Raw genomic sequence first — 21,084 nt, 5'->3', positions numbered from 1 at the left:
CGGGAAGAAACCTCCTGTATTATCTGTTTTTAAACAATATTACTATTACATATTACGTAATATTTTATCTTTGTTTTGATAAGCGTCGGTAAGATGGGGGTGATCCCAGCTGTTTCCGATGAGTACTGCTCCTTTATGGAGCAGGTAGCGAATAAAGAGCATGTCCACACCGGTTTCTCGCCAGACCTCGGATTCTCTATTCGAGAGGGAATTCGGCTCGTAAAATTCATGCTCTGTGACTGGACGCCCGTCTTTTAATAAATACAGGATCGCTGTCATTGGTTCGTGACCTTGAGGTGACAGGTGGAGTTGTATATCATCCACGCCGATATCCCTGGCTTTTTTTCCGACACCGGAACCCCAGAACCCGTCATTTTCGTCCAGGTCTTTTGGTTTGAGGGAGAGGATGTCGTTTTCGTATAACGGCTGGCCTTCTTTCGTTTGCTGATTATACGGCTGCATACGTTCTGCGTGCAGCAGGGCAGGGTGGGGACTTTCCAGGATTTCCGCCCAGCTGAGAATAACAGTGGCTGGTACACCTGATTGAGTAATACCGAACCGGATGCTGTCAGTTTGTTTCGTCATCATTGCTACGCTCCTTTGTTTGGTTTGTGGCATCATCCGCAACAAATACGTTCATGAACTGGGGCTTATCCATAACAATTACCTGCGGGTGATAGGACCCCGTTTTGATGATGTCATCCACTTCGTCTTCGGAGATTCTTCTCTTGTTAAACAGCGCTACCATTTCAAAGGCGTGATCCCCTATGTACTTTGTAAATTTTATTTTCACCACGTTTTCTTTATCGATCATTTTTATCCCCCCCTTTCTGAACGACCGATTGTATAGAGTGGGGGAGAGGTGGCACCCTTATGACAGAGCGCCAACTTTCTTCTCCAGGGATTCCCGCGCAACATAAAGGTCAACGTCGCATGGTCGTGTACCTTTGAATTCGTTTTTGATAACCCATTTTTTCTTCGTTTCATCCCGGATCATAAAGTCATATCCGAGTTCATCGAGGGTGCGCTTATCATCCGTGGTGGAATACGAGTCGCAGCTGCATTTCGTCAGCTGCAGGTCTTTCGGGATGCGGACTCTAAGAGCCGTCGCTCCGTGATAAGGGGCTGACATATTGTTGCCGGCAATCAGCCGAAAATGGGTGATCGGATCAGAACCGACAACCGTGCCGTTTGTGATATAGCGATAGCGGGATCGTTTTACTTTTTGTCTTGGCATGGTTTCTCTCTCCTTTTAAGTAAATTTAAAACGCCTGCCACGAAATCAGGAGCGTCTTTTTTGCTCTTATGTGACAGGCGTTATTGTTTTAGGTTGTCCTCGTACTGTGCATCAATCTGGCAATTCACCTGTTTCCGCAAACACTTGTAGGATTGGCAATAACTCCCTAACCTGCTCTTGTGTTAAGTGCATCCTTGTAGTAAGTAACACATCTTTAGGAATGTCATAAGTAACCCACCCAGTACCTCCTTCTTTTGTCTGGGAAGCCATTATCTTAGGTTCAGCGTCATTTATACCAAACCAAATTGCATCCTCTGTAGCTAAAGAAGATTTCTCTATGCTACACTCAGCACCATATCTATCTTTAAATTCGATGTTTCCAAAACCTCTGTTTGAATGTCCTTTTTTAAAATCCAAGTCTTTTCCTCCTTCGCAGTTTTGGTCTAATGTTCAGCATCTTCGAAATGTTCATTATCCTTATGGATAAAAAGTGAGTTTCTTTTGCTGTTTGACTTCAAACAGATAAATATTGTGTTCGCCTATATATTTGTTGTTTTCTATATCAGAAACCGCATCTTTATAATCTTTCTCGGCTTCTTCTAATGTGTCATAAAAAATCTTATCTTCTGAGGAGTCATCATATACCATCCATTTTTTACCCATACTTTTTCTCTCCTTTTGGTGAATAGTTTATGTCTGAGCTACTTCATCGAACTGTTCAGTAACGCCCATGCTTCTTTAAAAATTCTTCGTTGTCTCTAATCCTCACCATTAAAATATTACTTTCGTGCCAATCCTCATTTGATTCTTCCTTGATTCTTAAAAGTATTTCTAATTCGTTTTCGGCGCTATCAAGTTGACCATCTAAATAACCTCTATCATATCGCTTCATTCGTGCCATAATTTCATCCCCTTCTTATTGCACTGTTTGTGTCTTAACTACAGATTCATGTTAATCTTCGTAAAGTGTATTACGTTTTGTTTTTGATAGATTCCATTAGGATGCTGTTTAATAATTCATTATCAATTTCTTTATCGTTTTCAAGAGCCTCTAAAATTTGGTCAAAGTTATAACCTTTCAATTTGTACCAAGCCCATTTTTCGTGTATCATCTGCTTTTCTATTGACCATTCCACCTGCTCTCACTCCCTCGTAATTTGCGTCTGGAATGCTTCTAATTGCTGTAAATCATTCAATAGCGTGAACAAACTTATAGCATTCGTGACATAAGAAACCTACAAAGTAACCGCAAGCCATAACCACAACAAATTTCTTATTGCACCTTTCACAGTTTCCTATTTTGGATTCCTCTTTAATCAAGGTATTTCCTCCTTCGCAGTAAGCGTTTCGGGCTACTTTCAAGTTATTCGCTGATTGGTTTACAACCATTCTTCCAGTGGCTGATACCCTCCGACGAAATCGAAAGTTTCCAGGATAAACGCATCCACGTCTTTTCGTGACATACCGTTGTGTTCGTCCAGTGATTCATACATACTCAGGAAAGTTAAAGCCTCCCTGTATTTCGGGTACTTTTTCTCTAGGATTTCTAAGAGTTTATCCCAATGCTCAGCAGTTTCACAGTCGTAGAATGAGCGATCTGAGAGGTCGATAACACCGAGTCCGGTTCGACCGTACCCGCGCCGGTTAAAATCGAAGAGGAGTTCCTTGTATGTTTCCGATTCGTAAATACACTGAAAGATGCGCTCCGCTTCTTCCTCTGGGTTTTCGAACGTAATTTTCGACAGGTTTTCTTTTTGAGCGTATTCGCACAGGAGTTCACGTAGTTTATCGTCTGTCAATGTAGGTTTAGTGAGATACTCATAGCGGGCAAACTGCACGGCTTTTGAGTCTAACCCGTCCCGGTTTTCTGCGTATTTGTTCAGTATGATCCGTACGAGGGTTAACGGTTCGCAGGTGAAGGGGATAGCTTTCATGTTACTCATGATTATCCTCCCCCTTCATTCCGCAATACAGTTCTCCGTTTTCGTCATACAGAGGAGATAATCCACCACCATACCCATTTTTGAAGAATAAGTATTTACATCCTGTTTCTCCATCAGTAATGATGGTCGTACCGTTCACCCCGAAACGTTCTGAGGCGGGTTCAGACCCTTCAGTGGGCGAAGCGCAGGCCGGAAGGAGCATTAATAAAAAGATTAATATTAATTTTTGTGACATGTTTATTTCTCCTTTCGTTGTTTTCATACTGCGCTCGTTACTCATAATTTGATAGGGTGGTGAGACACTCTTCAATGTCATCTTCATCCGCAAATCCTAATTCCTCTAAAGCCTCTATCACTTCATCCGGTTCATTCGGAAATTTATTTGCTACTTGAACCTCAAATACTTTGTCATCTCCGGTTTTCCCATCCTCGTCGGGAACCATGGTGTAAGAGAAAACTTCATCTTTGTATGTAAGTTCGTTCTTTACTTTTCCATCGGGTGTATATGTTACAACTAATTTGGCCATGAACACTCGCACCTTTCTTTTTCATGATTTGTACCTGAATACCAGGACGCTTTTGAATTATTAATTTTTTATTGTTTCATTCGTTTTAATCTTTCCTGGTGATACCCTTCACTCACTGTTCCCATGTAATCTTTGTACTTCATGTTGAACCAATGTATCGCAAAATAGCCAAGCCTAATACCTTTACAGTGCTTTCTCCAATCAATACCCACGGTCCAGTCATTATCAATTTCGATAAGGATAAACATGCAAGCCCTCCTTTGTAAATTGTGCCCGGACTATATATTGTCTTAAAACAATGCACTACACACGTCTTAGAGAAACTCTTATTGACAAAGACAGCCTGGGATTTAATATTAATCTATCTTTATCGAAAGGTAGTGTTGTTATGAAAAAAGAACGTATTATTGCGGCAGTCAGAAATGAGTCGTTTCCGCCTTTTTCTCCAGCGATTGCTCATGTGGAAGGGGAGAAGAGGGGGACATCATGTCTGAATTAACGCTCGATGAAAAAAGGCGCTTTAATAAAATCGTAAATAGTGCGGGTAAGGATTTATGGGGGAGTTAGCTCCCCCTCTTTAGCACGGGGGTAATGTTAAATAGTGATAGATACCGATACGGTTAGGTTGATCGGAGTATTGAAGGAATACACACCGAAGATAGTCCAGTTATCGGACGGCCCCATCTTATTTTCAATCAAATCATAGATGTGATTTTTCATTTGATCCTCCGATGAAAAGGTATCTACCGTATACTCTTGATCCTCTGTAGTGTAGATAACAGTGAAGGGATTTGAGAAGCTGGGAATCCCATTATCTATACTAATATCATTAATGATTTGCTGTGTTACTGGAGAAGATACAATTTCAAACTGTCTCATTAATCAAGCCTCCCGTATTAATTCTCAACTGGTCCTAGACGAATAATTTATTAAAATAAATGATTTAATTGGCACGGGCGGCAGGAATCGAACCTGCCACATTCGGTTTTGGAGACCGTATCGCCAGCCTTGGAACATGCGCCCATACATAACGCGGAGATTAAGGGTTCCCCGCTGACCTTTTCAGACCACTTACGCTGCGTAAATGGTAGTTTATAATTCACAAGAAAAGCCGGTTCTCCTAACCCTTACGCTTGAGCCGGTGGGTGTGGTGTGTGTGGTCACACGCACAGCGTTTTACAAGGATGCGCTCAACCACGTTAGCGCACCGGGAACGTCAGTCTGTTTATCGCGGCTGGTAGTCGTGTCAGCCCTACGACTCAGCCGGGTCCTTATTTATGTAACTAAATTCTGTTTTGATTCTTTCTGCAAAAACCTTTTTTCCAGCGTGCGCTGGTATTTTGACCGGAGTTTTTTATCTTTCCCTTTGACTCTCGGTTCAGGGAATTGTCCGTCTTTCCCGTAGTCAATTACATCAAAGGATTTATTCGTTTCTGCTTTGAGCTGCCTCTGGAATGTGGCCATGAAGTTTCACCTCACCCGCTGTTTAATAACATCTAACATAAGGTTTATAGCAAAATTCTACCTTGAATTCTTTCTTGCAATGCTCACAGATATGGGGGAATTCACCGTCCATATCTCCTGCGTCCATGGTTAAATCGTGGATGTCTTCGTTTTGATCTTTCTTACATGCAGGGCAAGTTATTTTTGATGTTTGATTCATAGCCATTCCTCCTTTTGTACCCGATTTTGGTTCTATCTTGCAGGTTATCATTAGGATTGAATATTGTAAAAACTTCATCTACGATTTTCTGAAACTTCTTGATATTAAATTCTCTTTTATAGTGTGAGAAAAATTCTCTTTTCCTTTTGGTTTGTATGAACTGAAAGCGCTCACTACATACTCTTGTTCTATTTTTGGTTTTTTGTCGCAAACTTCAGTTATTTGAATTTTTACATTTTCTTCTTCACCTATAAGAACAAATTTATCACCGATATTGAATCTTGGCATGAGACTCCTCCTTATTGCACAGTATTTGTCTGAACTACCTTATCGTACTGCGAACAAGAATTTTAAAATTCATTACCTTCTTCTAATTCTTCCACGAAATTTGCGAGTTCCTCATTTCCTTTTAACGATTCAATGATGCCCATAGCCCTTTCTTGAATGTCTTTTTTCATATTTTCCGATACCATTAGAAATTGCCTCCTTCACAGTTTTTGTCTAAACGGTAGGTTTTCACCAAATTAAAGGGTTACTGACCCCTAAAGATGTATCAACCATTTAACCGTTCCGTTTCGTTCGGCCTATTTTCAATCACTTTTCTTTCGATCTCTTTTTCATGGATACTATCGCCAGCACAAGCCTTATCCATCGCTTGTTCTTCAGAATCGGCTTTAACGATCGCTTCGCGAGTAATAGTTATATCCTGCTGATAAATTACTTTGAATCTCATACTTATCACCCTTTCTTTTACAGTCGAATCACTAACTCTTATTACCCCACGTCTGCCAGTCCGCCTCTGTCATGTGACCGCTGTCTCTGGCGTGTAACTTGTTTTCTTCCTCTCGAACGGCAACTACACAATCGTCACAGCACGTTTTTCCGCCGTAGTTTTTGTAATGTCCTACATGACCGCCGTGCATCGTGTGAAAGGCTGTCTTATCTTTACAGATGGAGCAGGTGACAGGGTGTTCTCTAAAATTGCCGTTGGGGTCTTTTATTCTTTTTCGTCTGAATGCCATACCTGATTCCCCTTTCTATTGTTTGGTGTCTTTATACAGATTGGATTTTAGTACAACCTATTAATCTTCCACTAATGCCTTTATTGCTTCTAACCTGTCATTTTTAGCGTCAACCATAGCGAAAAGACCAGCTATCTCTTCTGCTGTAAGTGCATCGCCTTTTTCCCATTTTTTCTTTACTTCTTCATATTTGAAACCTTTGAATTTTTTAAGCATGTGAAATTCCCCTTTCTGTATTTTTAAGTTTTTCTTCCGTTCCCTTATTAACCGAACCTGTCAACCAAAGCAGCCGTGAGTAGGAGTGTGAGCAGAGCTACGTACTCCGTTTCGGCAAATCGATATAGACCAAAGTAAAAGGATACGAAAGCCAGCAATCCTATACTAAATCTCACCGCGAACAGTACTGTGGATCTCCCTTGCGTTTCTGCTTGAGCTGCCTTCATCTCGCTTCATCCTTTCTATTAGGTCGTGGAAATCAGGTTATGAAACAGCAACCGTAAATCATTGAATAGTTCACCATTAATAATTAGACCGTTTCTCTAAGTGTTGGATATTTTTTACTCACTTCGTAGGATTGAATAACGTTATCGAAAAGACCCATAAGTATGTCGGATTCCTCTTGCGTTATGTCCGAGCCGTTAATCGTATCTATGAATTCTTTTCTGTCGTCTTCTACGGATTTTAATGTGATTTCTAACATTCAGCTCATCCTTTCGTCATATAGGTGCAAAAAAAATAATCCTTTATTTGTTGCCGCTCACTTATCAACGATAATGCATGTGAGTAACAGTATGAGCAGCGCCTCAAAAGGGAGTTCAGCAAATAGATACAGACCAAAGTAAAAGAATGCAAAAGCTAGTGATCCTATAATAAATTTTCCAATAAACTGTCCTGTGGATTTCCCTAACCTTTTTACTTGAACTTCCTTCATCTAATTTCACCCTTTCCATTACCAATTCCATCCATTTTTATTCTTTATTATTCAAGCTCCTCAGCTACAACAAGCCCTTCGTTGACCCACATGCTTGGAATCAGGTATGGGTTACCCTGTACAACGGTGCCTGGTTTAGTCTTGTGGATGCGGGCCCCTTTTTCTGTAAAGACCCAATAGGAGTGGGGAGGGGCGGCTGTAAATGGGTTTTGTGTTTCGATAAGGGGTTTGATAGCAGGGGTTGCCATAGTGCACCATCCAATCTTTTCTTGTTTTATTGGTCGTCAGCGCCAAGTACTCGCAGCTGACGACGCATGATTAATTTTGGTCGGCCAACACCATCGGTCCGAGGTCGGCCAGAAATTGATGAATCAGGTTGGCCTGAATGCATAGTTCCTGAATTTCTGCATTCATGGCCAGTTGATCGTCGGGGTCAGTCGTAGCTTTCAGTTTTTCCCGGAGCTCCTTGATGCGGGCGCTTGTTTCTTTGTAACGACGACTCCATTCGTCATGCAGTGAGCGGGGCGTATACAGAATCGGAAGCGTGCTGGTTTTCATGACGAACACTCCTTAATCCTCTTTGAGTGAGGGGTAAATTGCTTCATGCGGTTGTAAAAATTGATCGTTTAGATGCTCCCGCAGCAGTTTATCCGCTTCCTGGATGACTTCCTTTGCATACGGATCGATTTGTGCGTCAGGGTTATGATAAGACAGGTAGATATGAGACTTGCCGTCTTTATTAATACCAACGAGCTTGGCGATTACCTCTGTTTCTTCGTTGTCATCATCCGTCCTCCATGCGTCTACATGGAGGACGTGAAATACACCATCTTCTTCGATATAGTCGTTACGGATTTCTGCCCATTTACTTTGCTGGCTCATTTGGATCACGCTCCTTTATAGTCTGAAAGAATGCCTCCCGCTGGGGTTAGCGGGGGATGGTCTTACATCCCTTTGACTTGGGTTTTGTCAAACAGATCACTGCCTATGGCTTGGTTTAACAGGTTACGGAGCCGTATGGCGTCTTGTTTGGTGAAAGTCATCAGCGAGCAGTCATCCTCCTCATCGCCATTATCATAAGAAATCGTGAACAGTAATCCTTTACCGTTACCTGACCCTCCAATGCAGGCGCGAAGGGTAGCACCGTTATGTTGGATGAATAACGGTGTCAATTCATCGCGGATCTCCACCGGCTCGATCTCGTCCACAGACGGCTTGTTATACATGGTCCAATACGCAACGCTGAGCGCGTCACCGAGGGCATAACGCTCCGGTATTTTACTCCGGTATTTTTCGCAAAGATCCTTTTCTCCAGCGAAGTGAAGCGAGCGCCAGATATCGATGCGTCCGCTCAAATAACGACCCATCAAGTTATCGCTGTAATCTTTTTGGAAGTTGGCGTAGGCGGGATTGCGAAACATCCCCCAGATACTACAGATATGGCGTTTGTGGTGCCACGCAGTGTACGTTTCAATGATTAAAGTGGCAAGTGCCGGGTTTCCTGTGCAGGCTTCCACAAGTTCCTTTTTGAACTGAGCCCGGGGGACCCTGTATTTTCGTTTAATACGGCTGCTCATTTATCTCATTCCTTTCTCGAAGCATAAAGAACGCCCCCGCGAGAACAGCAGGGGCGTTGACGCTTCTTTTAATTAAATATTTGACCAGGACTTAAAGGTGTGTTCCAGAATGTCCGTATATGCTTTCACATCCAGCATTTGAATCATCTGGAGCGCCTGGTCGTCCGGCAAGTCTACAACCGACTGGTTGTAGATGCCGACGTGCTGGTTAGCCGGCATGGTACGAATCTTCATGGTTTTCGCTTCGTCTTTGTGATGTGCTGATGCCGGATTTTGATTATGTTCGTTTAAGTCAAGGCCGTTTTGCGCCAAGATATCAAGTGCGTCTGCATCATGCTCCCATAGGTCATTGCGCATGCGCTCGCCGTTTTTGTATTCTTTTTCCCGCTTCGTCCATTTCTGCTTATCAATCACGCGGCGTGTGGCGAGATATAATTCCTGACGGATCGGTTCACCCGTCTCTTTGATTAAGAAAATGCGGTTATAATGCTGTAAGTTCTTAATCGCGATTTCGCCAGTGTGCTTGTTTACCAGTTTCGCATAGTGATAGCGGTGAGTACCGGTGGAGCTTGCGACGATCCACTGGAAGAACTTCAGCGCTTCCTGCGGGGTGCCATTTTGGACATGTTCCTGAATAAACTCCTGGAACATTTTTTCTGCGTGCGCCCGGTCGAATTCGTGATCCGCTGGATTTTCCAGTCGCTCATCGGCCAGGTATTTTGCTAAGATACGGTCGATGACAGCAGCATGGTCCAATGATTGCGTCGGTTGCGGACCACCCCAGGAGTTAAGCGTGCCGCCTTTTGCAGAGGTTATCTTACCCTCATAGACTTCGAGACGATTGTTTGAATCCTTAGAAACAAAGCGGTCTAATCGTTCCGGTTCAATCCCGATGTACATATCCTTGGAGATTTCTTCTAAGATACGATCGTTTACCTCTGCGGAAATATCCATCGTATACAGGCCATCTGTGTTTGTAGACGGTACACGGGCGCCGGCAAGGGCCTGGGCCTGTCCAATGCGCCATGCAAAGAGCTGCCCGATAATACGCATCGAGATCACGGCGTTATTTGCCCGGATATTGTTATCAAATGTAGCGTCACCGGCACCTGATGCCGCGTTAATTAAGAGTTTACGAGATTCCTGCTCGATGTTTGCTAATTCACGAATGAGTTCGGATAAGTTCATATTTTTTGCTTCTTTTTTCTTAATTAATCGCTCCTGGAACATGTCATCATATGGATCAGCCGGATCACCGTTGTCCTTATAGCCGTGATAGCTCGGATTGATGAACACGGATAATCGTGACAGTAACAGCGGATAGTATGACGTAAAGTCTTCGTGATGGCTTTCTCCCACACTCACAAACTTATATTTGTCCTGGACGTGCCAGCTTCCTGATGTACCCTTTTTGAACAGGTCTACGCCAGGAACGTCTCTCCAGGTTGCCTTCGCCTTGGTGGAGCCTGACTTCACGAAATCACGGATTTTAATCGTACCGTCGTCTTTGACCTTCTTTTTCAGACGATCCGTTAGAGGAAGGTCAGCAGGCAGTGTGACATACGTCGGGCCGTTCAGCGCCTCGGTGGCGGAATCATATAACCCCTCGACGTAATCCTGAACCGCACGTTCGTTTTCGTACTCCGTCACATCCTGGTTAAAGAGCGTCGTGTTCACTTCCGCCCCGTGAATCCCTCCGATCGAGAAGTTCGCCAGGCAGGAGGAACGGTATACGCTGCCCTGCTCATCTTTATGGTGATAGAACAGGTTGGTGTTGTACGTAGACATCAGCTGTTTAATATACTGATTCGTTTTTGGTTCCTGAGCACCGCTGCCGTAATGCTGTTGATAGGCTTTAGACGAATTAAAGTTGTGACCGCGGATATTATCATAGAAGTTATAGATTTCCATGAAATCTTTATGGGCCTGATGGGACGGATCTGCTGTTACGTTTTCCTCGAAGAATTTCTTCGTATCTTCTAAGATGTCCGTCCGCTCGATACCGAGCTTCTTCGCTTCGAGTTCTGATGGATAGATAAATGATACTGCCGGAATGTCCTTAATCGGCTGGTATGGTGCGATCGCGTATTCAACGAACTTGGCACTCGTCGAGTCACGGGCGAGTCGGTCTTTCCGGATATTCGTGTAATTCCCGTCATCTACGGGCATCTCCCGGCCGTTCTGGGCATACCCCTTCTTCTGTCCGTAAACCGTCTGAGGATAGGTTTTAAGGAGCTGTCCGCGTACGTTAAAGGAATTCTGATAGACTTTATGTTCGAACAGGAGCTGCAGGTTCACAACATCAGAGATGTTGTAAGCCAAAAGATCCGCAAATTCTTCTAAATTATTGATTTTTGTATTGTTTTCCAGTTTCTCAGATTCCATAATTTGAAGTCCAAGCATACCGAGCAACCGTTTTAGTCCCACTTTTTGCAGTTTCTCGTTCAGACGGGACACATCGATGTAGCGTCCGGAGAGAAGCCAGCCTTTTCGTAAAATCCATCCGGGCTTCTTAAAATCCCCGAAAGAGTCCGGATGAGAGCCTGGAGCATGCGCGAGCCTCATCGCCATCTTTGATTTCCACGCATCTTCGAATAACTCATCGTTAAAATCACGAAGCATGCTTGCCGTGAACGGAACGTTTGAATCCCATAGCACCGGTCGGTTCGTGTAATCGGCACCAAAATGGCAGTCGTGCAGGGCAGATAATAAGTGAGCCAGGATCGTTAAATCGTAGTTCGTGGAGTTGTAACCAAATCGGTAACCGTGGCTGTTTTCGTCATAGTCAGGATCTGTCTGCTTTACCGGATAATAAGCCGGATCGTATGTTAGGCCGCCACCTTCTTTATGGCGGTCATCGATGCGAGCGTTTAAATACGTCGATTGGTTGGCCAGACCCAAGCGCTTCGCGAAGCTCTGCATGCCAAGAACGCTGTGGGTATTGCCGTTTGAACCGACAAACTCATTGATACAGCCGGTATGTTTAATGTTTTCGAAAACAATCTGAGTTCCAGCGGCTTTCAGTCGCGGGTGTAATTGATAGATATACTGGCGGATATATTCTTCATCTGCCTCACTCTGAATAATACTGTCATCATCGAGGTAAGACAGAATAATCGCATTCATGTCGGGGTGGGGGAGCCACCAGGCGACGGTAAATACATTGGATAGTGATTCCACATCGTAAAACATGTCGTCTTGTTTGTAGGTATAGGCCATGCGTATCGTTCCTTTCGGTGCTTTTTGGTTTATAAAGAATGAATGTAATAGTAAGAAGTAAGGTGCGGCATACCGTGGCGGTATGCGCGCCCTTCAAGCTATAACGTGTTATAAGCGAATAATGCCACGGTACGTCTTTTTACGCGGAAACTCCCGCTTTTTCTGATCGTTTGTTCCGTTGTACCCTGGATTCACCCAGCAAGTCGGATTTCCGCCCCTATCCGGTTTATCGAGACCATATTCCGTAATAAGAGGCTCATCTTTATCCATTCTACCGGCGGAACGGACTTTGTCGTTCTGCCCTGTTTTCACTTCCCAAGGTTCTTCCAGGGTATGGATCACATTGGCTAAGGTATCGCTGAATGACCGCTTGGACATTATCTTTCCGCTGGGGTTGTTCATATCAAACCACTTCGCGAAAAGGTCATATAAGAACTGTGTCGGTACCAAATCCCACTTGAAATCCTCTTTGAACTCGTTCCAGAATTCCAGAACCGGGTTGTTCTTCTCTTTGTATGATTCCAGTAGTTCTGCGGAGCTTTGCGGTGTGATGTACTCATCAAAGGTCATGTTCAGCGCCTTAAACAGCACATACTGCAGAACGGCAGTCTCATGGATGTAGTCGGTCTTGATGTATTTTCTCTCCCCATTATTGGTGAAGGACTTTAAGAACGGTACAATAATCAAACGTCTATAAAAGGAGTCGGATTTATCCTTTGTTTTCGGCAGTCCGTTCATCATCTGGATGTTTGTCCCAAGAAATTGAATCCGGAGCGGTTTTTCGTACTTTCGGTTGATGTTGATGTCATCGCCTGTGACACTTGCTTTGTAATCTTTAATTGAATCAATAAAGACATCTACATCATTTTCATCGGAGATGTTCGCTGCAGAACCGAGAAGGGTCTCTTTTAAGAACTCATGGTTGAAATCCCCCACGGATAACGAGGCGTAGTTACCTTTTCCAAGCAGGTTCTTTATAAGCTGACCAATTGTTCCTTTCCCGTTATTCCCTTTTTCTGAATAGAACCAGATGGATTTATGACGGGAGTAATGCGGCTGCAGGCAGTCTGCGATAACCTGCCAGATGAGTGTAGCGGTATCCTCATCCACGGCGAGCTCTTTAATCCATGATTCCACATCCCAGGAATAGCCGTCCGCCGCCACAAGGATCGGGTTGATCGGGTTAGGGACGTAATCGACCGGGATCTTGGTCAGATACACGTAATCCGGGCTGAAAGGATAAAGTTCTTTCGTGCGCTGGTCGTAAACGCCGTTTTTAACGATGAACAGATGGCGGTCTGTCGTCTGTTCTACGGTTGGAGCGGAACGTTCGATTTTATCGATCACGTCCTGCATGTCTTTATTTTTGAAGTTCGGTACGATACGCTCCATGATTTCATACATGTATTTGGTTGTTGTGACATAGGTGCCGTATTTATCCGAAGACTCTTCGTCGATATAGATGCCAAGCAGGGTATCATCCGTTCGTTCGGTCATCTGTATGTTTTTGAAGGTGAATAAAGTCATCATGATAATGGCGACCTCGTCAAAGGTGAGTCGATCGGGGATTCGTTTCTTTCCCGATGTGAGGATCATGTTGAATTCCTCTGTGTGTTGTATTTTGGCTCTTAGAGCGCCAACGCCTAAATCAAGAAGAAACGACATGTCGATCCCATCAGGTACAGTCACGCCTGACAGGTGGGATGTCAAATAATCCGCGAGGTATTCAGGTATATAGATAGAAGCCGGAAGTGACACTTGTTTTGTCGCAGTAGCAGTAGGCATATATCGTTTCGTCTCCTTTCTCATTATCGCGCCCTCCGCGAAATGACGGGCGGATCTTTCCGGACGTTTCCGTCCTGTTTGGTGTATTGAGGTTACTGTTAATTAAACGTTTGTTTAAAACGTCTTGGGTCCCGAAGCGGGCTGTCTGCCCGTGCGTCTGTTCTTCTTTGTTTTATCACCCGGGCCTCATACGCGGTGTAAAACGGTGCTAAATCCAGTTCGTAGAACGAATAGCCGTAAATCTTTAGCAGATCGTCCACATGAATGACGTTTGGAATGGCTGCCCCTTTCTCCCAGTTCAAGAGGGATCGGTAGGAGACACCGCAGATGTCAGCCACTACCATGCCGGAATAACCGGAGGTTTTTCGCATCTCATATAAAGTAAGAGATTTCGGCGGGCTGCTCACTGGTGTGCGTTTTCGAGCTGCCGCGGCGATTCGTTTTTGTTTTTCGTCTTGGTGTGGCTGCGACCGGTAAAACGGTGCGAGAGCCAGTTCATAAAAGGAATACCCATAGATTTGTAATAAGTCATGGATGTTTACAATGTTAGGTACAGCTGCTCCCGTTTCCCAGTTACGGAGCGACCGGTACGTGGTCCCGCACAGCCGTGTAATCCCTGATCCTGATTTTCCGGAAGCCAGGCGCATGTCATATAGAGATAATCGTTCAAGTTCCAGGCTGTCAGATGGCACTGGTAAGACACTCCCTTCGTTGCGGTTTTCTTTGTCAATTACAGTCGATACGTATAATTTTTGGTAATTTCTTTCACCCTACCAAGTGTAAAGGTTAGGGGAGGATTTGCAATGAAATTTCATAAAGAATCTTTCACAAACGTGCAACTATCGTCCCGGTTTCAGGGTTGACAAATTCCTTTATTTGGTTATATCCCACTCCTTATGGGGTGCTCACAAGAATTGAAAACATAACGAAACACCCTTCTTAACAGAAGGGTGTTTTAGGAATTAACACGCGGTGTTTAATTAGCTTCAAATGACCGACTAGCCGGTGAATCGCTCTTTTGTTCCTGCTTTCTGCCAATAAAAAGGAACAGAAAAACCCCTTTATATCAAGGGGTTAACCGCTTTGTTCCTTTGTTCCTCCTTTAGATAAGAAAGTACTTCATAGATTTTGAATGACATACCTTCTTCCTGTGTAGTCGTGGCTGCCGTCAGGAAGGGGAGGCTCGTTTTGAAGTCGTTAATGATCTGAGATTCGAAGCGATTTTGATTGTTAAACAAAATACACCTGCATTGAAACATTCTTTTCTGATTTTAGGTTTAAAAAGGGGACTTGTTATATTTCTCTTTGGCTTCAGTGACAGATATGATATCGAACTGGTTGTAAATGGCTCTGGTGAGCACTTTGATGTCCTCCTCGCGGTACCCGAGGGCTTTAGCCCCTAAGAGAGCATAGCCAAGGCAGGCGTTGTTATCCCACCGTGATTCCGGTGATTGTTCCTGGTTAATCAAACGCCGCAGTAGTTTGGATCGGTTCCCTTTAGCTTGTTCCTCAATCCATTCCCAGTCTTCTTCCGGAAGGGTGAGAGATACTTTTTTCGTTTTTCCAAGAGATGGCCTACCGGCGCTCTTTACGCTGGTTTTACTTGTCCACAGTTTCACACGGCAATCTACACATAGGATGATTTTTTCATCTTCAATGTAAAAATCGATAACATCATTCGTAGATTCACAGCTCATACATACCATTTTAGTTAGCCCCCAATAATAAAAGTTACTCCTATTATAGAATAAAAGTAACCTAAATAGAGGGACTATTTTTGTTCCTGGTTTGTTCCTTTTTAGGGTCAAAATGTTCCTTTTTCGCCCCAAATGTTCCTTTTTTAGGGTCATTTTTGCATGCGTGCAAGTATTATTTAAGATGTAAGCGCTTACAGAATTGAAAAGTAGTGATGCTATTTTTGCATGTATGCAAGTAAAATTGACCAATTTGTTCCTTTTTATGCCGAAATGTCCCTCCAATGTCCCTGGAGTCACAGGCAAAAAAGGAACAGCTAAATCCTTTCATACCAAGGGGTCACGCAATTATGTTCCTTTGTTCCTCTTTTTTTTAATGAAAGACTATATAAAAAAATATATATATACATACGTGTTACACATATAAAGTTTTCTCAAATAAACCAGGAACAGAGGAACATTTTCGAATTTTAGAGAGGTTTCTAAGAGAATAGGGAAGGGGGGCTATCCCCCTTTATCCTTGTGACTTACCTCGTACTAATAAAAAATATTCCATGGATTCAGTTTCCATGGAATGTGAGGCGACCGATGTGGTTTCGGATGCTGTTCATACGTGCCATTTCCTCGGAGCAGTCTTGTTCGCCCTTGTTTTCGAGGACGTATGCTTCGAGGTCGCCATATTCCGATTCGAGCAGTTTGACGAGATATGCGTTCAGCTTCTTCGGGAATAGTTCACCGAAAGGTGTATCCATTAGTTCTCCGTCATTTACAATGGCGATCATCTGCTCATCGGTAATTTCTCCGTTATAGTTCTTTCTTATAATAGCCGCTTCGTCTAATTCTCCACTTGGGTAGCCATTTTTCCTCGCTTCTTCGTACCAGGTCTTTTGGTGGTCGATCATGCTGTCGCTGTCGGAATAAAGGAAGCTGGTGTCGGAAACGACTTGCCCGTCTTCTTTAAAATAAATTCCTTCGATTTCGTAGGACGGTTTGGTTGCTATGGCATTAGTCATATAAATCCCTCCATTGATTCATGTCCCGTGGACAAGTTTTGGTGGTGTCTGATCTTCTCTGTCTTTATCGGTATTTAGAACCTCCCTGGGAGGTGTAATGATTGCTGCGGTGAAATCTATTCTAAATACAGGTTTTTCCTGGCTACCTGCAAAGAAAGAAACCTGCTTTCCTGTTCACTGAGCAAAACGCTCTATGCACAGTGTTTTTAATATGCTATAATAAAATTACCAAATTTTGTAAAAGTGTGCGGACGGAAAAATATACCGAATGGATAAGAGAGGTGGATGCGATATGACTACAGCGGAGCAACTTATGGCGCCTGCACAGAACCCGATCATTCGCTCGTTTTTAAACAGGCGTGAACTCACGGGGCGGGATGTCACTTATTTATTACATCCGAATGAGAACCATCAGCACGATCCGTTTTTATTGAAGGGGGTCGGACGGTGGATTGATTGCCTGCACAGCGTGAAGGGGCTTCCTGTGGCTATCATTCCGGACTATGACGCCGACGGCGTCTTATCTGGAACACTGGCGCGTGTGGGGTTGTCTCTGTTCGGATTTGGAGATGTTTACCTGTATCCACCGAAAACACATGACGGGTATGGATTGTCAAAGAAAAGCGTGGATAACGTGCTGTCAGCCAGGCCTGATACCCGGGTGATCGTCACGACCGATAACGGGAGTAACGCCCATGATGGTATCCGGTATGCGAAAGAGAAGGGGCTGACCGTTCTCGTTACGGATCATCATCTGGCGGATGCTGCACCCTGTGCGGATGCCATTGTCAATCCGAATGGTCATGGAGATAATACGTACCCATTCACTCATATCAGCGGTACAGCGGTCATTTACAAGGCTCTCGCGGCGTATGCTCACAAGTACATCGTGGACCCTCATATACGGCGGGATTTTCGCTCCCTGGTGCTCCTTGTAGGTATTTCAACGATCAGTGATGTCATGCCCTTAATCAATGAAAACCGGTATTACGTCACGGAGTCGGTGAAGATGCTTCAGCACTTTATCCATGGGTACAGCGAAGAACATGCCCTGTTGTATGACGATACTCCGCTCCATCAGTACTACCGGGGTATAGGCTTACTTGTAACAACCTTAAATCAAAACGAGAAGTTGAAATACGGCATTGACTCCGATACGTTTGGCTTCTTGATCGGTCCGATGCTGAATAGTCCGCGCCGGATGATGGGGAATAGTGAGCTGGCATTCCGCTTGTTTCAGACGAAACGAAGCGATTTCTCAGATGTGCAGTATGTGCGTCCGAGCGACGAACTGTATGCCGTGAATGAACAACGCAAGGCTTACGTCCAGAGCCTCACATCCAGACTTTTCACACATATTAAAGAAGAGGGCGGGGGACCCCTTGATTACATGGTATTTAACGCACGGATGAAAGAAGGGGTTGCAGGGCTTCTCTCCGGGAATTTCACGCAGAAGTTCGGACTGCCGAGTATTGCTTTCGGGATGGACCCGGAAGGGGCACCTAGAAAAGATATAATCAACGCTGATGTCACTGGAACGTATTCGCTGACTGGTTCAGCCAGGTCTCCCGAGACGTTTGATTTACATGGGTTTTTATCAGCGATTGACGCGGATTATCCGGGGTTGATCGCAAAATGGGGCGGTCACGCCCAGGCTGCCGGAATCACGGTGCTGGCGGAGAATTACGAGCGGTTTAAAGAGGTATTCACCAACCGGTATGTGGCAATCATGAGCGAGCGGATGGCCGATCAGGAAGAACCGGCGGTTACATCACCGTTTGACGGGGAGTATGTCTTGACGACCGAGGCGTATGATCGTCTGGTGCAGGCAGGTGTCACACACGAAGGGGAGAGGGTTCCGCTTCATGGTCATACATCGGTTTTCACCAATAAAACGCTTTGGGAAGCGGTGCGGTTTTTCGAAGAGCTGGAGCCGTTCGGTCACGGGTTCCCGAAACCAGTATTCAATGTAGCGATTGCGATGCGGGATGTGCCGCGGATCTTTCATATGGGGGCGGAGAAGCAGCATGCGAAGCTGATGCTTACGAATGGGCTCTCCGTGATTCACTGGCAGGGAGCTGAGCTGTTCAAAAGACCTGAACCGGTCGAGATGGACAAGGCGGGGAATCCCGTGCCGGATAACCGGGTATTTATCGTCACAGGAGAACTTGGTATCAATGAGTATGCAGGAAATGAATCCCTCCAACTCATCGCAACAGATGTTTGTGAGATAGATGCCGTTTGACATAAAAAAGCAACTGTTTACCGGTTGCTTTTTTTTATAATTCTACTTAATGCGCTTAAATCGCATGGCGAACCGTCTGAATTTCATGTAGCCGATGGTTCCATTCTCATACTTGATTTCGATGTCGTTTTCCCCATTCCAATCGGGGTCGATGAAACCGTCTATGACGGTACATGTCATGCCGTATGCGTCCATATATTCGGCCGTACAGAGCCACTTGGTTCCGTTTAAGGATTTTTGTTTATTCATGTTCATTCCTCCTTTATAGATCCGATGCGCAAGTTTCATACATTCAAAAGGAGCAACCTTCACTTAGGCTGCTCCTTTGTTATATGAACGTATGTATGATTTCCACACAGCATTCAACGATTTTCGGTGGTGCCTCATCGCGCATTTTGAAATTTCTCGCCTTCCAATCAACGCTTCTTACCTGGTCGGTTAATATATATCCGGAGATGCTTAAATGGTCGGGTAGAGGTACTTCAAACGGCCAGTCTCCGCTTCGGGACCGAATCGGGCAAACGATAGCGAGTCCGGTTGTATGGTTAAATGATTCTGGACTTAAAATGAGACAAGGGCGATTACCGGCCTGTTCAACACCTGATTGCGGGTTGAAATCTAAAAAGCCAATCTCGCCCTTTTTAGGAACATGTACACTCAAAGCATTTCCTTCCCTTCTGGTCGGCCGAAGTCATAATCCAGGTGCGGATTAGTTTTACCTTCTGCTTTTGCTAACAGATCGTCAAGGGTAATCTTGTTTTTAACGGGCTTAACGATAAGTTCATCCGAAGATAATTCAAGCTCGACTTCCGATCCGTGTTTTACTCCAAGATTCTTTGCGTATTGGTTAGGAATACGTACAGCCAAACTGTTACCCCATTTTTGAATGGTGGTCATATGACTCACTCCTTTTTTGGTACTTCCGTGCCCTTTAGTTTCTTTTTTCGCCTGTTCTTTTCTGTTTGCGGGGTTTTCTTCGTCTTTGAAGCTCATTGTATCATCTCGTTTCTACAATGTATATACCCCATGTTTATCAATTTAAATAAAAAATATCCGCAAATCAGGCAAAAAGGTACGAAAGTCCGGGACGCTCAGGGACGAAGGGTACTGGCTCGCTACCCGATTCTCTCGAAGCGCATAGCGAACCGTCGGTACTTCATGTAGGCGATGGAGCCATCCTCATATTTGATTTCGATCTCGTTTTCCCCGTTCCAGTCGGGGTGGATGAAGCCTTCTATGACAGTGCAGGTCATGCCGTATTCGTCCCTATTTTCATCGGTACATAGCCACTTCGTTCCATTCAGGCTTTTTTCTCCATCCCTGCCGTTCCCATCTTCAGGTTCGGACGCGTTTTTCGTCCACTCTTGTATATTTTTACATTTTGCTCCGCAGTTGTTGCAGGTATAACTGCTCGTATAGACGCGGCGGTCGTTAATATTATGTTCCAGCTGTTTATCAAAGCGGATGTCCAGACTGCTGCAATACGCGCAATTCACAATAACTCCATCTTTTATTTCTTTCAGATATTGACGGAATATTTTCCATTTCAGGCGAAGGGTTAGCGGTTTACTCATACCGCTGTTTTTTCCTTTTCCCCTGCTGATGTTTCCGGATATTCCCTTGCCACAAGCATTCGTGCTGCCTGTTTCAGTGTGCAGACGGTGTTACTGAGTGAAAGCGTATTGACGCCGATACGGTGGAAGTAGGGGCGGAAGATGTTATGCATATCATCCCACTTCTTGATTGAGATCGTATTAAGGTGGGGATCTTCCTCCAGAGCGTCACGCAATTCTTCTATACTCACAGGCATAAAGGTGGCGCAGGTGTCCAACCCAATCCCGTTCACGACCTTTGTGTAAAGTTCTTCGTGTGTCATTTTCTCTCCGTTAGGTTTTTCATATACAGAGTTGATTCCAGCAAATTCTTTAATATTCATGAAAATTCCTCCTTTAATATGTGCACTCTCTGGTCAATCTAATGAATAAAGTGAACCATCTACCCGTCATTCATCTTTCAGTGTAAGTTCCATAATGTAGTGGTGTTCGTTTTCACAGGTTACTCCACAGTATTCTTTATAAAAATCGTTCTCGTTTCTTATAGGTTCGTCGCAATTAAGACAATAAGTGATTGGTACATGTAGGCGGCAGTCAAGGGGTAGAGATTTAACTAACGTTTCATATTGGATTATCAAAGACGAACCCTCCTTTTTAATTTCAAACCTATGTGAA

36 protein-coding genes and 1 pseudogene are annotated in these 21,084 nt (G+C 44.2%); 2 read left to right on the top strand and 35 right to left on the bottom strand.

All coding sequences use genetic code 11. From position 1 onward, the window contains the following. Nucleotides 1-45: 45 nt before the first annotated feature. The 30 genes from BK582_RS25820 to BK582_RS25695 all read right to left on the bottom strand — a co-directional run bounded on the left by BK582_RS25820 (nt 46) and on the right by BK582_RS25695 (nt 16,611). Nucleotides 46-588 carry a hypothetical protein gene (locus BK582_RS25820; protein WP_139368364.1) on the bottom strand — a complete coding sequence of 181 codons (543 nt, stop codon included), beginning with the start codon at nt 586-588 and terminating at the stop codon, nt 46-48. Beyond that, a complete protein-coding gene (locus BK582_RS25815; protein ID WP_078598615.1) occupies nt 569-814 on the bottom strand; it encodes a hypothetical protein in 246 nt (81 codons plus the stop codon). The genes BK582_RS25820 and BK582_RS25815 overlap by 20 nt, the downstream gene beginning before the upstream one ends. A gap of 57 nt (nt 815-871) precedes the next feature. Further along, a complete protein-coding gene (locus BK582_RS25810; RefSeq protein ID WP_078598614.1) occupies nt 872-1,237 on the bottom strand; it encodes a hypothetical protein in 366 nt (121 codons plus the stop codon). Nucleotides 1,238-1,348: 111 nt separating this feature from the next. Then, on the bottom strand, nt 1,349-1,654 hold the full coding sequence (locus BK582_RS25805) for a hypothetical protein (RefSeq protein WP_078598613.1): 306 nt from the start codon (nt 1,652-1,654) through the stop codon (nt 1,349-1,351). 60 nt (nt 1,655-1,714) lie between these two features. Further along, nucleotides 1,715-1,900 (bottom strand): hypothetical protein, encoded by a 186-nt coding sequence (locus BK582_RS25800; RefSeq protein ID WP_078598612.1) that lies wholly within the window; start codon nt 1,898-1,900, stop codon nt 1,715-1,717. 55 nt (nt 1,901-1,955) lie between these two features. Beyond that, complete coding sequence (locus BK582_RS25795) at nt 1,956-2,138, bottom strand: hypothetical protein (protein ID WP_078598611.1); 183 nt, start codon at nt 2,136-2,138, stop codon at nt 1,956-1,958. 70 nt (nt 2,139-2,208) lie between these two features. After that, nucleotides 2,209-2,373: a hypothetical protein gene (locus tag BK582_RS27515; protein WP_169911344.1), complete on the bottom strand. Its 165-nt coding sequence runs from the start codon at nt 2,371-2,373 to the stop codon at nt 2,209-2,211. Nucleotides 2,374-2,616: 243 nt separating this feature from the next. After that, nucleotides 2,617-3,180: a hypothetical protein gene (locus BK582_RS25790; protein WP_078598610.1), complete on the bottom strand. Its 564-nt coding sequence runs from the start codon at nt 3,178-3,180 to the stop codon at nt 2,617-2,619. Further along, nucleotides 3,173-3,415, bottom strand: a complete 243-nt coding sequence (locus tag BK582_RS27735; protein WP_078598609.1) for a DUF6440 family protein — start codon at nt 3,413-3,415, stop codon at nt 3,173-3,175. The genes BK582_RS25790 and BK582_RS27735 overlap by 8 nt, the downstream gene beginning before the upstream one ends. Nucleotides 3,416-3,452: 37 nt before the next feature. Beyond that, nucleotides 3,453-3,707 (bottom strand): hypothetical protein, encoded by a 255-nt coding sequence (locus BK582_RS25780; RefSeq protein ID WP_078598608.1) that lies wholly within the window; start codon nt 3,705-3,707, stop codon nt 3,453-3,455. Nucleotides 3,708-3,775: 68 nt separating this feature from the next. Continuing rightward, nucleotides 3,776-3,955, bottom strand: a complete 180-nt coding sequence (locus BK582_RS25775; protein ID WP_078598607.1) for a hypothetical protein — start codon at nt 3,953-3,955, stop codon at nt 3,776-3,778. A gap of 346 nt (nt 3,956-4,301) precedes the next feature. Beyond that, a complete protein-coding gene (locus BK582_RS25770; RefSeq protein WP_078598606.1) occupies nt 4,302-4,586 on the bottom strand; it encodes a hypothetical protein in 285 nt (94 codons plus the stop codon). A 396-nt stretch (nt 4,587-4,982) separates the two neighbouring features. Beyond that, on the bottom strand, nt 4,983-5,171 hold the full coding sequence (locus BK582_RS25760) for a hypothetical protein (RefSeq protein WP_078598605.1): 189 nt from the start codon (nt 5,169-5,171) through the stop codon (nt 4,983-4,985). Between the two features lie 22 nt (nt 5,172-5,193). After that, entirely contained in the window at nt 5,194-5,370 is a 177-nt protein-coding gene (locus BK582_RS27505; RefSeq protein WP_169911340.1) for a hypothetical protein, read from the bottom strand. A gap of 78 nt (nt 5,371-5,448) precedes the next feature. Further along, entirely contained in the window at nt 5,449-5,658 is a 210-nt protein-coding gene (locus BK582_RS25755; protein WP_078598604.1) for a hypothetical protein, read from the bottom strand. 62 nt (nt 5,659-5,720) lie between these two features. Continuing rightward, nucleotides 5,721-5,843 (bottom strand): hypothetical protein, encoded by a 123-nt coding sequence (locus tag BK582_RS28190; RefSeq protein ID WP_276328236.1) that lies wholly within the window; start codon nt 5,841-5,843, stop codon nt 5,721-5,723. 80 nt (nt 5,844-5,923) lie between these two features. Beyond that, nucleotides 5,924-6,103 carry a hypothetical protein gene (locus tag BK582_RS25750; RefSeq protein WP_078598603.1) on the bottom strand — a complete coding sequence of 60 codons (180 nt, stop codon included), beginning with the start codon at nt 6,101-6,103 and terminating at the stop codon, nt 5,924-5,926. Nucleotides 6,104-6,134: 31 nt separating this feature from the next. Then, complete coding sequence (locus BK582_RS25745; protein ID WP_078598602.1) at nt 6,135-6,392, bottom strand: hypothetical protein; 258 nt, start codon at nt 6,390-6,392, stop codon at nt 6,135-6,137. Between the two features lie 60 nt (nt 6,393-6,452). Beyond that, nucleotides 6,453-6,608: a hypothetical protein gene (locus tag BK582_RS27500; protein ID WP_169911338.1), complete on the bottom strand. Its 156-nt coding sequence runs from the start codon at nt 6,606-6,608 to the stop codon at nt 6,453-6,455. 310 nt (nt 6,609-6,918) lie between these two features. Continuing rightward, nucleotides 6,919-7,092, bottom strand: a complete 174-nt coding sequence (locus tag BK582_RS27495) for a hypothetical protein (protein WP_169911336.1) — start codon at nt 7,090-7,092, stop codon at nt 6,919-6,921. 57 nt (nt 7,093-7,149) lie between these two features. After that, entirely contained in the window at nt 7,150-7,323 is a 174-nt protein-coding gene (locus tag BK582_RS27490; protein ID WP_169911334.1) for a hypothetical protein, read from the bottom strand. A gap of 47 nt (nt 7,324-7,370) precedes the next feature. After that, a complete protein-coding gene (locus BK582_RS25735; protein ID WP_078598600.1) occupies nt 7,371-7,571 on the bottom strand; it encodes a hypothetical protein in 201 nt (66 codons plus the stop codon). Between the two features lie 70 nt (nt 7,572-7,641). Then, entirely contained in the window at nt 7,642-7,881 is a 240-nt protein-coding gene (locus BK582_RS25730; protein WP_078598599.1) for a hypothetical protein, read from the bottom strand. A gap of 12 nt (nt 7,882-7,893) precedes the next feature. Further along, nucleotides 7,894-8,205 (bottom strand): hypothetical protein, encoded by a 312-nt coding sequence (locus BK582_RS25725; RefSeq protein WP_078598598.1) that lies wholly within the window; start codon nt 8,203-8,205, stop codon nt 7,894-7,896. A gap of 62 nt (nt 8,206-8,267) precedes the next feature. After that, entirely contained in the window at nt 8,268-8,900 is a 633-nt protein-coding gene (locus BK582_RS27960; RefSeq protein ID WP_244895515.1) for a hypothetical protein, read from the bottom strand. Nucleotides 8,901-8,972: 72 nt separating this feature from the next. Then, a complete protein-coding gene (locus BK582_RS25715) occupies nt 8,973-12,119 on the bottom strand; it encodes a hypothetical protein (RefSeq protein WP_139368363.1) in 3,147 nt (1,048 codons plus the stop codon). 108 nt (nt 12,120-12,227) lie between these two features. Further along, a complete protein-coding gene (locus tag BK582_RS25710) occupies nt 12,228-13,928 on the bottom strand; it encodes a DNA primase family protein (protein WP_078598596.1) in 1,701 nt (566 codons plus the stop codon). Between the two features lie 74 nt (nt 13,929-14,002). Beyond that, the gene (locus BK582_RS25705) at nt 14,003-14,596 is read right to left on the bottom strand and encodes a helix-turn-helix domain-containing protein (protein WP_078598595.1); all 594 of its coding nucleotides are present in this window, start codon (nt 14,594-14,596) and stop codon (nt 14,003-14,005) included. A gap of 585 nt (nt 14,597-15,181) precedes the next feature. Continuing rightward, a complete protein-coding gene (locus BK582_RS26655) occupies nt 15,182-15,610 on the bottom strand; it encodes a DUF2239 family protein (RefSeq protein ID WP_244895514.1) in 429 nt (142 codons plus the stop codon). 548 nt (nt 15,611-16,158) lie between these two features. Next, entirely contained in the window at nt 16,159-16,611 is a 453-nt protein-coding gene (locus tag BK582_RS25695; RefSeq protein ID WP_078598594.1) for a hypothetical protein, read from the bottom strand. 268 nt (nt 16,612-16,879) lie between these two features. On the opposite strand from BK582_RS25695, the pseudogene BK582_RS28380 reads away from it, so the two are divergent. Further along, nucleotides 16,880-17,479 (top strand): annotated as a pseudogene (locus BK582_RS28380) (DHH family phosphoesterase); the annotation flags it as partial. A 21-nt stretch (nt 17,480-17,500) separates the two neighbouring features. Continuing rightward, a complete protein-coding gene (locus BK582_RS25690; protein WP_169911330.1) occupies nt 17,501-18,856 on the top strand; it encodes a DHHA1 domain-containing protein in 1,356 nt (451 codons plus the stop codon). A gap of 42 nt (nt 18,857-18,898) precedes the next feature. Here the strand turns inward: BK582_RS25690 and BK582_RS25685 are convergent, their stop codons facing one another. From BK582_RS25685 to BK582_RS25665, 5 genes are all read right to left on the bottom strand, one after another. Then, a complete protein-coding gene (locus tag BK582_RS25685; protein WP_078598592.1) occupies nt 18,899-19,105 on the bottom strand; it encodes a hypothetical protein in 207 nt (68 codons plus the stop codon). A 79-nt stretch (nt 19,106-19,184) separates the two neighbouring features. Then, complete coding sequence (locus BK582_RS25680; RefSeq protein ID WP_078598591.1) at nt 19,185-19,517, bottom strand: type II toxin-antitoxin system PemK/MazF family toxin; 333 nt, start codon at nt 19,515-19,517, stop codon at nt 19,185-19,187. Beyond that, nucleotides 19,514-19,849 (bottom strand): AbrB/MazE/SpoVT family DNA-binding domain-containing protein, encoded by a 336-nt coding sequence (locus BK582_RS25675; protein WP_244895513.1) that lies wholly within the window; start codon nt 19,847-19,849, stop codon nt 19,514-19,516. The genes BK582_RS25680 and BK582_RS25675 overlap by 4 nt, the downstream gene beginning before the upstream one ends. Nucleotides 19,850-19,971: 122 nt before the next feature. Next, nucleotides 19,972-20,430 (bottom strand): hypothetical protein, encoded by a 459-nt coding sequence (locus BK582_RS25670; RefSeq protein WP_078598590.1) that lies wholly within the window; start codon nt 20,428-20,430, stop codon nt 19,972-19,974. Further along, on the bottom strand, nt 20,427-20,792 hold the full coding sequence (locus tag BK582_RS25665) for a hypothetical protein (protein ID WP_078598589.1): 366 nt from the start codon (nt 20,790-20,792) through the stop codon (nt 20,427-20,429). Before BK582_RS25665 ends, BK582_RS25670 begins: the two co-directional genes overlap by 4 nt. Between the last annotated feature and the right edge of the window lie 292 nt (nt 20,793-21,084).

It is taken from the genome of Evansella clarkii, assembly GCF_002019695.1.
GTDB lineage: Bacteria > Bacillota > Bacilli > Bacillales > Salisediminibacteriaceae > Evansella > Evansella clarkii.
This window is presented reverse-complemented; position numbering and strand designations above follow the sequence as displayed.